This window comes from Craterilacuibacter sinensis, from assembly GCF_009831765.1.
Lineage (GTDB): Bacteria > Pseudomonadota > Gammaproteobacteria > Burkholderiales > Chromobacteriaceae > Craterilacuibacter > Craterilacuibacter sinensis.
Window position 1 is genome coordinate 34504 of sequence record NZ_WSSB01000009.1, and the last position, 13828, is coordinate 48331.

Genomic DNA, 13828 nt, shown 5'->3' on the forward strand with positions numbered 1-13828 from the left:
TACGCCAGAGCCGTCTTTAAACGACATGCTGGCAAGTGAGCTGTTTTTAGCATGCTATGTGAGCGGCTGCACAATCCGCTCGATAAAAAAGCTTGACCAGGCAGAGTGTGTGCCGTATAAACGCCGCTGCAGGATTTTCAAGCAGCAGAACCATAGCGACATCGTAATGTTCCATGCTCTATTCCTTGATCGTCATGCATAGGGGCAATCGCCCGCTTTTTTAAAAAATCTTAAAGGAATTCATTATGGAAACCGGTACCGTTAAGTGGTTCAACGACGCTAAAGGCTTTGGCTTCATCACTCCTGATGCAGGCGGCAACGATCTGTTCGCCCACTTCTCCGAAATTCGTGCCAGCGGCTTCAAGTCTCTGCAAGAAGGCCAGAAAGTAAGCTACGAGTCCGGCATGGGCCAAAAAGGCCCACAGGCAACCAACATCCAGCCGCTGTAATTCAGCCCTGCTTGTTGCCTAAAAAGCCCCGCCTTGCGGGGCTTTTTTACGTCTGTTCTTTGTGTTTTTGGTCGAATTATTTATTACAAACCCACACAAAATATCCATTTGTTTTTACAATCGGTGCTTAACTGCGGACGTGGGCAACAGACCCGCATATGAATAGCTGAAAGACGTCGCGTGAGCATCAAGCAAAGCCAGAGCCCTGTCCGTTTAACATTTCCGGCAGGGTACGCATTCTTATGAAGGTCGGAACACATATTGCCGCCGGCGCCTGTAGTGGCGTAGGTGCGGCCTTGTTATTGAAGTCACCACTGACTGCCACCATGCTATTGCTGGTGGGCGGCATGTTAGGCTCTTTATTGCCGGATATTGATCACCCGCAAAGCTGGTTGGGGCGGCGTTTACGCCTGATTTCCACCCCCATTTCCATGGTCTTCGGACACCGGGGCATCACCCATAGCCTGCTGGCGCTGGCCGGTGTTTTCTATCTCAGTGTAATGTGCCTGAATGCCGATGGCCCTTACCATGACTTATGGATGCCTTTGGCTTTAGGCTTATGCGTGGGCTATGCCTCGCATATTATCGGTGACTGGTTGACGCCCTACGGCGTACCCTTGCTCTGGCCAATCAAACACCGCTTCCGAGCGCCGGTCACTTTTTTCAATGGCAAATTCATCGAGAAAGTCATGATGACCGGGCTGTGGTTTGGCGCGGGCTTTCTTATGGCAAAATCGACCGGTTCGTTCTGAGAGTTAATGATGAGCCAGCGCACAGCCCCCATTCCTGCACGCCATGGCGTCACCCCCAGTTTTCTGCAACTGCCCGCAGGCGACTGGCCCGATTTATTCAGCTTTCTGCTTGAGCGCTTTGCACATATTCCCGCCAAGACATGGCGTTCACGCCTGGAGAAGGGCGAGGTATTTGACCATCTGGGCCGGCCGCATTCCCTTGCCAGCCCTTATCCGGCCAATCGCCGCATCTGGTATTACCGCGAAACCGAACAGGAAGTGATCGTGCCATTCGAGGCAGACATTCTCTACCGCGATACACGCCTGGTCGTGGCGGACAAACCGCACTTCTTGGCCTGCATCCCGGGTGGACGCCATGTCCAGCAAACCCTGCTGACCCGCCTGCGTAGCCAGCTGGATCTGCCTGCGCTCACACCCATCCACCGCCTGGACAGGGAAACCGCCGGCGTCATGCTGTTTTGCGTCGATCCGGCCTGCCGCGCTGGCTACCAGATGCTATTCCAGAGCCGCCAGGTACAGAAGGAATACGAAGCCATTGCCCGCTTTGATCAAAGCCTCGTTTTGCCGCGCATCCATCAAAGCCTGTTGCGTGAAGAGCCCGGTAGGTTTGTCATGCGCGAGATAGCGGGCACACCCAATAGTGAAACCCGTATTGAACTTCTGGCGCAGCGTGGTCATTGGGGACGCTACCGCTTGCTGCCACACACCGGGCGCAAGCACCAGTTGCGCGCGCACTTAGCAGCGCTGGGCATTCCCATACTCAACGACCCGTGGTATCCCCGCTTGCTGGGCGACAAGGCAGCAGACGATTTTTCTGCACCCTTGCAGCTTTTGGCTCGCGCCATTAGTTTTACGGACCCCTATAGCGGCAAGACTCAACGCTTCACCAGTGCACGCAGGCTTGACTGGCCGGATGCCGACTAAGCGGTCAAAGGGGAAATATATGGTTCGCTTACGCTTTTTCCGCACCCCGCAAGACGAGGCATTCGCCTGTGTGGAGGCAGAGCAGGGAACCTTGCTACTGGACGTGGCTCGTGCCCACGGCTTGCCGCTGCACTGGCGCTGCGGTCAGGGCACTTGCGGCACCTGCCGCATTTTACTGGTGCATGCAAAGCAGCCGGCGCTTTTCACGCCCAGCGCACGCGAGCGCAATGTGCTTAAACGCTTTGGCTTTGCGGCAAGCACCGAGCCTGTCTGGCCGGATAGGCCAGACACCTGGCGACTGGCTTGCCATGTGTCGGTTGGCAGCGAAGACCTGGATATACATTTGCCCGAAGCCTGAGGTTTGTTCGCTCTCAGACAAGCACCCCGTCACGTCTGAATCAAGCCCTCTAAAGATAGGAAGAACCATTACGGTCAAACTTGCTGGCAGCTTCGGCATAACACAGCGCCAGCGAGAACATCAGCAGGGTGCCGGCGATAATCAACAACAGGCTGGAAGGCCCTAATGCGACGCAGGCTGCACCTGGCAACAGAAAGATGCCCGAACCTATGGTGGTATTCAGCCCCAGCAGAAAAATGGACAAGCGAATTTCGCGGTAGACGTAGCCGGCACGCTCATCGGATGGGCCGACACAAAATAGAAAACATAAAAGGCGAGCACAGCATGGCGCGAATCTGAATGGCAAGGCTGCGCATTTCGTCGCCCCCTAAAGTTTAAAGAGCCGGACACCGCCGGCTCTTTAAACACTTACAGACTAGCCTTGACCTTGGCCCAGCTGGACTTGATCTTGCTCCAGAACGTCGCCTTGGGTGCCTGCTGGCACTCCTGAATCACCAAAGGCACAATTTTTTCGACACCTGCAACATCCATCACCGCATCTACCGGTTTGTCCTTCTTATTGAGGCCCTCAGCAAAGTAGATGGCCTTGGGCTGAAAGCTTTCATCCAGCGCAAGGAAATCTTCGCAGGTCCACTTGCTGACCGGTTTTTTGGTGGCATCCGCAGCCATGGCCATGCTGCTGCAAAGGGTCAATGCGCCCAGAAAGATGATTTTTTTCATTGCCGACTCCTGATTCGGGTTAAAGCCGCTTATTGCGACTTGCTACAACGGGTGGCTTGTGCCTGCAAAGGCAGTGCCTGTGATTTGGCAAGACAAAAACAGTATGGCCAACAATCTGAAAATTGCCGTTATTGGCAATAAGTCTTGGCATTAGCTAAACCATAAGGATGCTCTCATTCACTTTGGTAGTACCCCTGGCACCTTTTTCTCCTCCCATCGCGCAGTTTGGCGCGAGCCAGAATAGGTCAGGCACAAGTTCCTGCCTGCTTAAAATGTCGCGCTGCGGGGTGCGCACATGATGCCTTCTGCTCATGAAACCCCTTCTGTCAGCGGCGACGATACGCTGGGCGGCATTGTGCCGCTGGCACTATTGGCCATCGCGTCAGGCATTCTGATCGGCCTTGTCGGCGGCAGCTTCAGGCTGGGCGTCATGCATGTTTCGCAATGGATGAACGCGGCTTACGCCGCCTTGCATGCCTTGCCCGGCTGGACAGGGTTTGCCGGTGTAGCATTCTTGTCGTTATTACTCACTGCCTTGCCCTTGTATCTGGTATTGCGCTTTGCACCGGAGGCTGCCGGTAGCGGCATCCAGCGCGTGGAGGCGGTGTGGCAAGGCGAGGTCGAACCGGACAGCAACAAAGCCTTTTTGCCGGTCAAGTTTTTTGGCGGCATGCTGGCGCTGGCGTCTGGTCATGCACTGGGACGGGAAGGGCCGGTGGTACAGATGGGTTCAGCCATCGGAGCCTATATCGGGCGCTATCTGAAACTGCCATCCAGCGATCAGCGCAGCCTGATCGCGGCCAGTGCCGGTGCAGGTCTGGCGGTTGCATTTAGTGCGCCCTTGGGCGGCTTGCTGTTTACTCTGGAAGAGTTGACCCGTAGCGCCAACGCACGCCTGGTCATCGCCGGCATGATTACCTGCGCGGTGGGCGTACCGGTGGCGCAATTCTTGGTCGGGATGGAGCCGGTATTCAAGATGGCGCAGCCGGTCGAGCCGCGCCTGCTGTCCTTGCCGCTCTATCTGCTGTTCGGCATCGCCATCGGTCTGCTGGGCTTTGTCTACAACCGGCTCATTCTGCTGACGCTCACGCAGATGGCACGGCTTGCCCCCTGGTTGCGGGTATTGCTGTCGGCCTTGGTGCTGGCACTGGTGGTGTGGTATCTGCCTTTTGTCGCCGGCAATGGAGAGGCACTTAACCAGGTGGTTCTGGATGGCACGCTCGGTGGCAGCGCCTTGCTGCTTTTGCTGATCAGCCGCTTTTTGTTCGGCCCGTTCAGTTACGGCATCGGCCTGCCCGGCGGTTTATTTGCCCCCATGCTGGCGCTGGGGGCGGTAGCCGGTGCCTTGTTCGGTCTGGCCGGCAATGCCATATTGCCGACACTGGGACTGAATGTGCCGTCCTGCGCCGTCGTCGGCATGGCGGCGCTGTTTTCCGCCTCGGTGCGTGCACCACTCACCGGCATCGTGTTGATTATCGAAATGACCGGCGCCAGCTCATTGACCTTGCCTTTGCTATTGGCCTGCCTGCCTGCCGCCATTGTACCGTTCTGGCTGGGCGACCTGCCCATCTACGAGGCTTTGCGCCTGCGTATGTTGCAAGGCGCAAAACCCGCTAGTAGCGACTGAGCCCAGTTGCGCGACTGAGTCAGCCGGCTGATGCAATATCCGTACGACGGGATGCTAGCGGCCAGCGTTGACTGATCTAGCCGCGCTTTTCAGTAAAAGCCAAGGGGAAGATCCGTGATCACGGCACTGATAGGCACCGGCATTATGGGCGGCATGTCGACCTTCTCCAGCTTTGTCTACGGCACAGCCGAAGCCATGAAAACACCCGGCGAGCTTGCGATGGTGCTGGGCTATGTCGCAGCAAGTTTGCTCGCCGGTTTTTGTTTGTTACAAGCAGGGGGGGCTGGTCAAAAAAGCAGTTGATTGAAGCTGCAAACGGCAGACGGGAAGGGGGCAATCGAAAGTACTTTTTACCTGCAAAAAGTGAGCCGCTACGTGCCTCCCGCGTTAACAGGCATCCTGCCCGCTGTCTTTCTGCTAAACTTCGCGCCTTTTTCCCGCTTCCCATGGCCAAACTGTTTTTCCGCCATGCCGCTATGAATAGCGGCAAAAGCACACAGCTATTGCAAATCGCGCACAATTACGAACATCAGGGGCGGCGGGTGAGCCTGTTTACCGCAGCCATTGACGGCCGTTTCGGTGTCGGGCAAATCTCGTCCCGTCTGGGCGTGTCGCGTAGCGCGGCAGTGTTTGACGCCACCACCCATTTTGATGCGCAGCTGGTTGGGGCTGTCGATTGCGTACTGATAGACGAAGCCCAGTTTTTAGCGCCGGATCAGGTGTGCCAGCTGCATCGTCTGGCCCATTTATGCGACATTCCGGTGATTGCCTTCGGTCTGCGTTCGGATTTTCGCGGCGAACCGTTTCCCGGCGCTGCCTGGCTATTGGCGCTGGCCGAAGACATCGAAGAAATCAAGACCATCTGTCTGTGCGGACGCAAGGCCACCATGCATCTGCGGGTCGACGCCAGCGGCAGGCGCCTGAATCAAGGCCCGCAAGTGGAAATAGGCGATGCTGATCGTTACCGCTCGGTGTGCGCGCGCTGTTTTTATGCAGGCTAAGGCCTGACGGCTGGCGCAGGCCTTAGCCTGCGCTTAGAATCCACGCAAATTGGCGCCGGTCACTGGTCCTTTTCCCGGCGGCGCACAAAGCTTTCCTTTTGAATTTATTGCCTTAACGAGACTCATGACCGACTCCATCACCTCTGGCACTGTTGCCGACTATCCGACTGTCTACTGGAACGAGGCAGGTGAAGAGCGCTCGGCGCGCTGGCGCTCGGAAGCCGGCCTGCCGCCACCCAAGCGCGTCATGGTCGTCGATGACACCTTGAATGCCGATGCGGCCTACAAGCTCTCCTGTGAAGGCACCACGCTCTTGTGGCGCGGTGACTACCAGAATGCGCGCCAACTCTTGCAAGCACTGGTACGCCGGGTGGACCGCAAGCCGGCCAAGCGCGGCGCTACAGCAAGCGAGGCGTTTCATTTGCATCGCCAGGCCCAGGGGCGCCGGGCGCGGGTATTGTCCATGCTGCTATTGCCGCTGGATGCGGCTTACGGCATTCCCTTGCGCCGGGCGCCGGATGTGGTCGCGGCCTGTACCGAAGCGTATGGCGAAGCCGATGGTGCGTCGCTGGTTTCGCTACGCGAACTGTTGGGGCTGATTGGCGCGCATGAATGGCGCAAGAAGGGGGTGGAGGTCAAGGCGCTGGGCGCACGGATCCATCCGCATTACGGCGTATTTGCCCCGATACGCGGCGAGTATGTTGATCTGGTAGCCAGGGCGCCATTACCGGATACGACGCGGGCTTTCGATATCGGCACCGGCAGCGGCGTATTGGCTGCCGTATTGGCCAAGCGCGGTGTGGCGCAAGTTGTCGCCACCGACCAGGACGCCCGGGCGCTTGCCTGTGCCGCTGAAAACCTGCAACGCCTGGGTCTGGATGCGCAAGTCACGCTGCAGCAGGCCGACCTGTTTCCCGAAGGACAAGCTTCCCTGATCGTCTGCAACCCGCCATGGCTGCCGGCCAAGCCCACCTCGCCGGTTGAATACGCGGTGTATGACCCGGACAGCCGCATGTTGCGCGGTTTTCTGGAAGCACTGGCGGCACATCTGACCCCCAAGGGCGAGGGCTGGCTGATCATGTCGGACCTGGCCGAACATTTGGGTCTGCGTAGCCGCGAAGCATTGCTGGGCTGGATAGCCGAAGCCGGTTTAGTGGTACTGGGCCGGTTGGATGTCAGGCCGACTCACAAAAAATCACTGGAAGTCGTGGATGCGCTGCATGAGGCGCGTATGGCCGAGGTCACCAGCTTATGGCGCTTGGGCTGCGCCGGATAGACGGGAGTTTGACGCAAGTCACAAGCGATCCATTCATGCTCTATTAGCATGTGGTCATGTTTTCTTGCTATAACATGCCCACTTGCCAAGGAGTTTGCCATGCATCGTCCGCTATTCCGTCTTTCCGTTCTGGCCCTCGCGCTAGGTGTCTGCGGTTCTGCCATGGCAGCAACGCATGGTGAAGTGGCCGCACGCGAGATGCGTCATGTTGCCACCGCCTTCAAAGGACGCATGGCCGGCACGGAAACCGAGCAGGCCACTGCGGCCTATCTGGCCAAAGCATTCAAGAAGATGGGCTATCAGGTCGGCGAGCAACCGTTTACGTCTTCGTTCGAGTATGAAAAAGCCGACAAGAGCAAGGTCAAGCGCGAGGTCAAGTCGATCAACGTGATCGCGACCAAGCCGGGTATGGATGGCAAGGTGGTGATTGTCGGCGCGCACTTTGATTCGCGTACGCCGAAAAAAGACAGCGATATCGGCAAGATCGGCGGGCCCAAGCTGGAAGGGCTGGACGACAACGCTTCCGGCGTCGGCATGCTGCTCGAAATCGCCGACCAGCTCAAGAAAACCAAGACACAACATACGATCAAGTTTGTCGCCTTTGGTGCCGAAGAGTTGGGGCTGCTGGGCTCCAAGGACTATGTGGCGCGCATGAGTGACAGCGACAAGCAAAATGTGATCGCGATGGTGAATATGGATAGCCTGATTACCGGCGACAAGATGTATTTCCATGCCGGCAAGGAAACAGTCGCCAAGGATGCCAAGGCCGGCTTTGTGCGTGACCGCGCACTGGCCATTGCCAAGAAACTCGGTATCGCGGCTGACACCAACCCGGGGCTGGACAAGGAGTATCCGAAAGGGACAGGCTGCTGCTCCGATCAGGAGAGCTTCGATGAAGCAGGTATGCCGGTACTGGCGGTGGAGGCCACCAACTGGGAAATCGGCGACAAGGACGGTTACGAGCAGACTACCAATAAGGCCATCAAGGACGGCATGAGCTGGCACCGCCCTGATGTGGACAATGTGAAGAACCTGGAAACCATTTTCCCGCAGCGGGTCGAGCAACGCTCGCGCGACTTTAGCCGCATCCTGACACCGCTGGTGATCGAGCTTGCCGGTGGCAAAGCCAAATAAAGGCGAAAAAGCGGGGAGGGTGCAAGCCCAAACCCGAGCCCTCTGAAAATCCCCCGACGTCGGGGGATTTTTTTGGCTATGTCCCAATGACGGGTTAAGGTTTGTGTCCGCTGCACGGACACACTAGTCCTTACATAAGGTCCGCAGATAGGCGCCGGCCTGCCTGAGATCCTCCGCGATGGCTTGTCCCACACCATTCGCGTCATTTTGCAGCAACGCCGCCAGCAAGGTGCTGTGTGCAGCATTCATCGTCGCCCATACCGCCGCATTCTGATGCAGCCGGTTGGAGATAGGGCCGACATACAGCCAGACCGTTTCGATCAGTGTCATCAGTATGGGCGAGCCGGCTGCCAGGTAGAGCATCTGATGAAACGTCTCGTTGGCATCCAGATACGCCTTGATATCCCCTTGCGCGATGGCCTCGTCCATCTGCCGCACCAAAGACGCCAGCGTGCTTCTTGCACCCTTATCCAGCTTTAGCGCCCCTTGGCGCGCCGCTTCGCCCTCCAGCAGGATGCGGGTCGCGAGGATGTCGTCAAATTCGGCCTTGCTCAGTTGCGGCACGCTGACCCCGCAATTGGGCACATTGACCAGCGCCTTTTCCGCCACCAGACGCTGCAAGGCTGTACGAACCGCCATGCTGCCCATGTCCATTTCACGGGCCAAGGTATGGATTTTCAGGCGTTCGCCGGGCAGCCAGCGCCCCAGCATCAGCCCCTGTCGCAAGGTTTGGTAAGCCTGGTCCTGCAAAGTGAAAGCAGCGTCGGTTTTCATGGAGAAGATTGGGGGAGAGATGGCGACGAGGATAGCAGAGCAGGGTAGACCTGCCAATATTTGATCAAATGTTGACGGATAGATTTGATCAAATCTATGATGCAGGCAAACAAGACCCGCCGTGATCGTCGCTGCAACTGCCTGTACCGGGTCAACAAACGGGAGCAAACCATGAATGAAGTGTTGAATGCCTTTATCCGCGAGCATGCGATCCATGAGATCGAGTGTGTCATTCCCGACATGACCGGCATGGCGCGCGGCAAGATCGTGCCCAAGAACCTGTTTCTGGCCGAAGACAGCATGAAAATGTCCAAGGCCGTGCTCACCATTACCGTAAACGGCGAGTTTGCCGACTTCGAGCGTCTGACCGGCCCGCATGACCCGGATATGGTGTGCGTACCTGATGTTTCCACCATCCGCATGGTGCCGTGGGCGATGGAGCAGGTGGCGGTGGTGATTCATGACTGCGAAGACTTCGACGGCAAGCCGGTCGGCCTGTCGCCACGGGCAGTGCTGCGCAAAGTGCTGGCGCGCTATGCCGAGCGCGGCTGGCGCGCCGTGGTGGCGCCGGAGATGGAGTTTTACCTGATCGCGCAGAATAATAATTCGGACGAACCCTTACGCCCGCCCACCGGTCGCGCCGGTCGCTCTGAAATTGGCCGCCAGAGTTTTTCCATCGATGCGGTCAATGACTTTGATCCGTTTTTTCAGGAACTGTCCACGTTTTGCGTGGCGGCCAGGCTGAATGTAGAAACGCTGGTGCATGAAGTTGGCGCCTGCCAGATGGAAATCAACTTCACCCATGGCGATGCGCTGGAGCTGGCCGATCAGGTTTTCCTGTTCAAGCGTGCCGTGCGCGAAACCGCCTACCGCCACAATATTTTTGCGACATTCATGGCCAAACCCATGCAGGACGAGCCAGGCAGTGCGATGCACATCCATCAAAGCGTGGTCGACGCCGAAACCGGGCTGAATGTCTTCAGCCTTCCAGACGGTAGCGCCAGCGAACTGTTTTACCAGCACATTGGCGGCATGCAGCGCTATCTGCCGGCGGTAATGCCGATGCTGGCGCCTTACGTCAACTCCTACCGCCGCCTGACCCGCCATGCGGCGGCGCCTATCAATGTGCGCTGGGGTTACGACAACCGGACTTGCGGCATCCGCGTGCCGCCTTCCGGCCCCGAGGCGCGTAGGGTGGAAAACCGCGTACCCGGCGTGGACGTCAATCCCTACCTTGCCATGGCGGCTACGCTGGCCTGCGGCTATCTGGGCATGGTGAATGCGCTGGAGGCCTCGCCACCGATGGAAGGCAGCGCCTATACGCTGGATTACGAGTTGCCGCGCAGCCTGGAAGACGCCATCGAGCTGATGCAGGGCTGCAAAGAGCTGGGAGAGCTGCTTGGCCACGACTTTGTTTCGGCCTTTTGTGCGGTCAAGGGCAAGGAGTTCGAGACATTTAATCGGGGCATTACCGCATGGGAACGCGAACACCTGCAATTGCATGTGTAAGCCGTCTGGTCTTTTCAAGGGGGAAGAACAATGCAAGCTATCCGTTACGGCGTGAACTGGGCGCAGGCGCAGGCTTTATATCAGCGCGAACGCACCGACTTTGCCACCCGCCGCCCGCGCTCGCGCGCGCTGTCACAGCAAGCGGCTGAACACCTCCTGTTCGGCGTGCCGCTGCACTGGATGGATGACTGGTCTACACCATTCGCGCTTTATGTCGAATCGGCCAAGGGCGCGTCTATCCGCGATGTGGATGGCTTTAGCTATACCGATTTCTGCCTGGGCGACACCGGTGCCATGTTCGGCCATGCGCCGCAGGCGGTCGCCGACGCGATTGCCGCGCAGTGCGCCAAAGGCTTTACCACCATGCTGCCCTCGGCCGATGCCGCCTGGGTGGCAAACGAACTGAGCCGGCGCTTTGGTATGGACAAATGGCAGTTCGCGCTAAGCGCCAGCGATGCCAACCGCTACGCCATCCGCTGGGCGCGTGCCATCACCGGCCGCGACAAGATTCTGGTATTCAATGGTTGCTACCACGGTACGGTCGATGATGTATTTGTCGATCTGGAAGATGGCCTTCCGGTGCAGCGGGCCAGCCTCTTGGGTCAGGTCTACGATCTGACCTGCCACACCCGCGTGGTCGAATTCAATGATCTGGCCGCGCTGGAGTCGGCGCTTGCGCATGGCGATGTTGCCTGTGTGCTGGCCGAGCCTGCAATGACCAATATCGGCATGGTGCTGCCCAAGCCAGGCTTCTGGAAAGCGGCCAGCGACATCATCCGTCGTCATGGCGCCTTATTGTTGATGGACGAAACCCACACCATCAGCTCCGGCCCGGGTGGCTATGCCGTTGCCGAAGGCGTGCCGGCCGATATGCTGGTGGTCGGCAAACCGGTGGCCGGGGGCGTACCTTGCGCGGTATACGGCTTTTCTGCCGATACGGCAGCTAAAGCCGAAGCCGCCAAACGCGCCGCCCCGCCCGGACACTCGGGCATAGGCACCACGCTGACAGCCAATATGCTGGCGCTCGCGGCCATGCGTGCCAACCTTGAGCAGGTGATGACGGATGCGGCCTACGCGCATATGTTCCGTCTGGCCCAGATGCTGGAAGAGGGCTTGCGTGCGGCGATTGCCCGTCATGACTTGCCGTGGTGCGTGACGCGCATCGGCGCGCGCACCGAGTTCCAGTTCTGTCCGCGCCCGCCACAAAACGGCAGCGAGGCCGAGGCGATTCTGGATGGCGAGCTGGAGCATATCGTGCATCTTTACCTGCTGAATCGCGGCCTGCTGATTACGCCTTTTCACAACATGATGCTGGTGTGCCCGGAGACGACAGAAACCGATATCACGCGTTTTGTCGATGTGTTTGACAGCTTGCTGGCACAACTGAAAGGCTGACTCAATCGCGCAGCGCCAGCGCCATGATTTCATCCGCCAGTTCGGCAACCGACAAACTGCCTTCTTTGCGGTACCACTGCACGCTCCAGTGCAGGCTGCCCAGCAAGGTTCGGCGCAGCAAGCGGGTATTGGCTTTGACCAGCCCGGCCGCTGCCGCCTCATCCAGCACTTGCTGCCACAGGGCTTCGTAGCGGTCGCGTAATACCACCAGACCCGGGCGGGCCGCTTCGGATACGCTGCGCCACTCGTACAACATCACTTCCAGCGCCGCCTGGTTTTCTCCGAGCAAGGAATGCAGGTGGACATGAAACAGCGCTGCAAGGCGTTGTTCGACATTTCCGGCCTGCGCCAGCGCCTCGCCCAGTTGCTCGGTGGTGCTGCTGATGCCCAGTGCCATCACCGCCACCAGAATCTCTTCTTTATTGCGAAAGTGATAAAACAGACTGCCGGACTGCATGCCGGCGGCGGTGGCGATGTCGCGCACCGTACTGCGCTCGTAGCCGTGATCGCGAAACAGGCGCGCGGCAATGCGTACCAGTTCCATGCGCCGGCTATTGGGTTCAAGACTCATGCCTGTGCTCCGGCGCAAAGCGTTGCAACAGGGTTTGTGATGCCTGCCAGACCCGCTCCGGCTGCATTTTTTCCAGGCAGTCGGTGTGCTGCAAGGGGCAGACGCGCTCGAAGCAGGGGCTGCAATCCAGATTGAGCGAGACAATCGCCGCCTTGTCAGACAAGGGCGGGGTGAAGCCGGGGCTGGACGAGCCATACAGCGCCACCAGCGGCAGCTCCAGCGCGGCGGCAATATGCATCAGCCCCGAGTCGTTGCACACGGCAAGCGAAGCGAAGCCCATCAAGTCGATGGCTTCTTCCAGATTGGTCGCCCCGCACAGATTGATGGCGCTGCCGCCAGCTTGCTCGCTGATGGCCTTGCCGATTTCGGCATCCTTGTTCGAGCCGAACAGCCAGACATTCCAGCCGGCATCGGCAAAGGCGCGCGACAGGGCGGCAAAATGGCGTGCCGGCCAGCGTTTGGCCGGGCCGTATTCGGCGCCCGGACACATCACTACTATCGGACGCGACAAATCCAGTCCCAGTCGTACTGCCGTCGCTTGCCCTGCATCCCGGTTGACGCAAAGCTTGGGGTGGGCAATCGGCAAGGCAGGGGTGACACCGGGCGCTTCAGCGAGCGCGCAAAAGCGCTCTATCATCATCGGCAGGGCTTTTTCGTCCAGTTCGCGCCTGTCGTTGACCAGGCCGTAGCGCATTTCACCGGTAAAACCGGTGCGCAGGGGAATGCCGGCCATAAAGGGGATCAGGGCAGACTTGAGCGAGCCGGGCAGAATCACCGCCTGGTCGAATTTTTCCCGCGCCAAAGCCCGCGCCGTGCGCCAGCGCTCACCCAGTTGCAACTGACCGTGACCGAAGGGGTTCAGGTGAGCGCGGCTCACCTCGGGCATGCGCGCCAGTAACGGCAGTGTCCAGGCCGGGGCGAAAACATGCACCTCGGCACCGGGGTTGCGTTCAAGCAGACGGCGATAAAGTGGCTGGGCCATCACGCCGTCGCCAACCCACGAGGGGCCGATGACCAGAATTTTTTTCATGTTCGGGTAAGCAAAAAAGGTGCGCCGGACGCACCTTGAGGATCAGGCCGGTAAACAGGCTTAGTGATGGGCGCTGACCGGGCCTGTCAGTTGGTAATGGGTGCCGCAGTAAGGGCACAAGGCTTCACCGCCGTTTTTGACGATGGGCAAAAAGACGCGCGGATGTGAATTCCACTTCACCATGTCGGGCATAGGGCATGCCAGCGGCAGGTCGGTCGCAGTCACTTCAATCACGCGGCGGGTATTTTCAGTCAGTTCCATAGCAGGGCTTCTTCTTCAGTGTTGTTTGTCTTGTTGCCGCGAGTATA

The 13828-nt window shown here is 58.6% G+C and carries 17 protein-coding genes; 11 read left to right on the forward strand and 6 right to left on the reverse strand.

Features of this window, described 5'->3' with window-relative positions:
* Window positions 1-245: 245 nt before the first annotated feature.
* The 4 genes from GQF02_RS10595 (at window position 246) to GQF02_RS10610 (ending at window position 2483) form a co-directional block, all read left to right on the forward strand.
* Complete coding sequence (locus tag GQF02_RS10595) at window positions 246-449, forward strand: cold-shock protein (RefSeq protein ID WP_124733979.1); 204 nt, start codon at window positions 246-248, stop codon at window positions 447-449.
* A 242-nt stretch (window positions 450-691) separates the two neighbouring features.
* Window positions 692-1201, forward strand: a complete 510-nt coding sequence (locus GQF02_RS10600) for a metal-dependent hydrolase (RefSeq protein ID WP_124733978.1) — start codon at window positions 692-694, stop codon at window positions 1199-1201.
* A gap of 9 nt (window positions 1202-1210) precedes the next feature.
* Complete coding sequence (locus tag GQF02_RS10605) at window positions 1211-2125, forward strand: pseudouridine synthase (protein WP_160796980.1); 915 nt, start codon at window positions 1211-1213, stop codon at window positions 2123-2125.
* Window positions 2126-2144: 19 nt separating this feature from the next.
* On the forward strand, window positions 2145-2483 hold the full coding sequence (locus GQF02_RS10610) for a 2Fe-2S iron-sulfur cluster-binding protein (RefSeq protein ID WP_160796982.1): 339 nt from the start codon (window positions 2145-2147) through the stop codon (window positions 2481-2483).
* A 49-nt stretch (window positions 2484-2532) separates the two neighbouring features.
* Here GQF02_RS10610 and GQF02_RS10615 read toward each other — a convergent pair whose 3' ends face one another.
* Window positions 2533-2727 carry a hypothetical protein gene (locus GQF02_RS10615; RefSeq protein ID WP_160796984.1) on the reverse strand — a complete coding sequence of 65 codons (195 nt, stop codon included), beginning with the start codon at window positions 2725-2727 and terminating at the stop codon, window positions 2533-2535.
* Window positions 2728-2891: 164 nt separating this feature from the next.
* Window positions 2892-3203 (reverse strand): acid-activated periplasmic chaperone HdeA, encoded by a 312-nt coding sequence (hdeA, locus tag GQF02_RS10620; RefSeq protein ID WP_124733975.1) that lies wholly within the window; start codon window positions 3201-3203, stop codon window positions 2892-2894.
* 295 nt (window positions 3204-3498) lie between these two features.
* Between hdeA and GQF02_RS10625 the strand changes: the two genes are divergently transcribed.
* The 5 genes from GQF02_RS10625 to GQF02_RS10645 all read left to right on the forward strand — a co-directional run bounded on the left by GQF02_RS10625 (window position 3499) and on the right by GQF02_RS10645 (window position 8241).
* Window positions 3499-4830: a ClC family H(+)/Cl(-) exchange transporter gene (locus GQF02_RS10625; RefSeq protein WP_160796986.1), complete on the forward strand. Its 1332-nt coding sequence runs from the start codon at window positions 3499-3501 to the stop codon at window positions 4828-4830.
* Window positions 4831-4944: 114 nt separating this feature from the next.
* Window positions 4945-5133 carry a CrcB family protein gene (locus GQF02_RS10630; RefSeq protein WP_160796988.1) on the forward strand — a complete coding sequence of 63 codons (189 nt, stop codon included), beginning with the start codon at window positions 4945-4947 and terminating at the stop codon, window positions 5131-5133.
* 143 nt (window positions 5134-5276) lie between these two features.
* Complete coding sequence (locus GQF02_RS10635; protein WP_160796990.1) at window positions 5277-5831, forward strand: thymidine kinase; 555 nt, start codon at window positions 5277-5279, stop codon at window positions 5829-5831.
* 124 nt (window positions 5832-5955) lie between these two features.
* Window positions 5956-7107, forward strand: coding sequence for a methyltransferase (locus GQF02_RS10640; protein WP_160796992.1), 1152 nt, complete (start codon window positions 5956-5958; stop codon window positions 7105-7107).
* Between the two features lie 99 nt (window positions 7108-7206).
* Window positions 7207-8241: an aminopeptidase gene (locus GQF02_RS10645; RefSeq protein WP_160796994.1), complete on the forward strand. Its 1035-nt coding sequence runs from the start codon at window positions 7207-7209 to the stop codon at window positions 8239-8241.
* A 123-nt stretch (window positions 8242-8364) separates the two neighbouring features.
* On the opposite strand, the gene GQF02_RS10650 is transcribed toward GQF02_RS10645, so the two are convergent.
* Window positions 8365-9015 (reverse strand): GntR family transcriptional regulator, encoded by a 651-nt coding sequence (locus GQF02_RS10650; RefSeq protein ID WP_160796996.1) that lies wholly within the window; start codon window positions 9013-9015, stop codon window positions 8365-8367.
* Window positions 9016-9186: 171 nt separating this feature from the next.
* On the opposite strand from GQF02_RS10650, the gene GQF02_RS10655 reads away from it, so the two are divergent.
* Entirely contained in the window at window positions 9187-10524 is a 1338-nt protein-coding gene (locus GQF02_RS10655) for a glutamine synthetase family protein (protein WP_124733968.1), read from the forward strand.
* Window positions 10525-10554: 30 nt separating this feature from the next.
* Window positions 10555-11919, forward strand: coding sequence for an aspartate aminotransferase family protein (locus tag GQF02_RS10660; RefSeq protein ID WP_160796998.1), 1365 nt, complete (start codon window positions 10555-10557; stop codon window positions 11917-11919).
* 1 nt (window position 11920) lies between these two features.
* Here GQF02_RS10660 and GQF02_RS10665 read toward each other — a convergent pair whose 3' ends face one another.
* From GQF02_RS10665 to GQF02_RS10675, 3 genes are read right to left on the reverse strand one after another with little or no spacing between them, the layout of a single operon-like run.
* Entirely contained in the window at window positions 11921-12490 is a 570-nt protein-coding gene (locus tag GQF02_RS10665; RefSeq protein WP_160797000.1) for a TetR/AcrR family transcriptional regulator, read from the reverse strand.
* A complete protein-coding gene (waaF, locus tag GQF02_RS10670; protein ID WP_160797002.1) occupies window positions 12480-13520 on the reverse strand; it encodes a lipopolysaccharide heptosyltransferase II in 1041 nt (346 codons plus the stop codon). Before waaF ends, GQF02_RS10665 begins: the two co-directional genes overlap by 11 nt.
* Window positions 13521-13580: 60 nt before the next feature.
* Window positions 13581-13781, reverse strand: coding sequence for a zinc-finger domain-containing protein (locus tag GQF02_RS10675; protein ID WP_124733964.1), 201 nt, complete (start codon window positions 13779-13781; stop codon window positions 13581-13583).
* Window positions 13782-13828: the final 47 nt, after the last annotated feature.

Excerpts from the sequence above, each read along its gene's own strand:
- GQF02_RS10595 (WP_124733979.1), top strand. The coding sequence starts at position 246 with ATGGAAACCGGTACCGTTAAGTGGTTCAACGACGCTAAAGGCTTTGGC.
- GQF02_RS10600 (WP_124733978.1), top strand. The coding sequence starts at position 692 with ATGAAGGTCGGAACACATATTGCCGCCGGCGCCTGTAGTGGCGTAGGT.
- GQF02_RS10605 (WP_160796980.1), top strand. The coding sequence starts at position 1,211 with ATGAGCCAGCGCACAGCCCCCATTCCTGCACGCCATGGCGTCACCCCC.
- GQF02_RS10610 (WP_160796982.1), top strand. The coding sequence starts at position 2,145 with ATGGTTCGCTTACGCTTTTTCCGCACCCCGCAAGACGAGGCATTCGCC.
- hdeA (WP_124733975.1), bottom strand. The coding sequence starts at position 3,203 with ATGAAAAAAATCATCTTTCTGGGCGCATTGACCCTTTGCAGCAGCATG.
- GQF02_RS10625 (WP_160796986.1), top strand. The coding sequence starts at position 3,499 with ATGATGCCTTCTGCTCATGAAACCCCTTCTGTCAGCGGCGACGATACG.
- GQF02_RS10635 (WP_160796990.1), top strand. The coding sequence starts at position 5,277 with ATGGCCAAACTGTTTTTCCGCCATGCCGCTATGAATAGCGGCAAAAGC.
- GQF02_RS10640 (WP_160796992.1), top strand. The coding sequence starts at position 5,956 with ATGACCGACTCCATCACCTCTGGCACTGTTGCCGACTATCCGACTGTC.
- GQF02_RS10645 (WP_160796994.1), top strand. The coding sequence starts at position 7,207 with ATGCATCGTCCGCTATTCCGTCTTTCCGTTCTGGCCCTCGCGCTAGGT.
- GQF02_RS10650 (WP_160796996.1), bottom strand. The coding sequence starts at position 9,015 with ATGAAAACCGACGCTGCTTTCACTTTGCAGGACCAGGCTTACCAAACC.
- GQF02_RS10655 (WP_124733968.1), top strand. The coding sequence starts at position 9,187 with ATGAATGAAGTGTTGAATGCCTTTATCCGCGAGCATGCGATCCATGAG.
- GQF02_RS10660 (WP_160796998.1), top strand. The coding sequence starts at position 10,555 with ATGCAAGCTATCCGTTACGGCGTGAACTGGGCGCAGGCGCAGGCTTTA.
- GQF02_RS10665 (WP_160797000.1), bottom strand. The coding sequence starts at position 12,490 with ATGAGTCTTGAACCCAATAGCCGGCGCATGGAACTGGTACGCATTGCC.
- waaF (WP_160797002.1), bottom strand. The coding sequence starts at position 13,520 with ATGAAAAAAATTCTGGTCATCGGCCCCTCGTGGGTTGGCGACGGCGTG.
- GQF02_RS10675 (WP_124733964.1), bottom strand. The coding sequence starts at position 13,781 with ATGGAACTGACTGAAAATACCCGCCGCGTGATTGAAGTGACTGCGACC.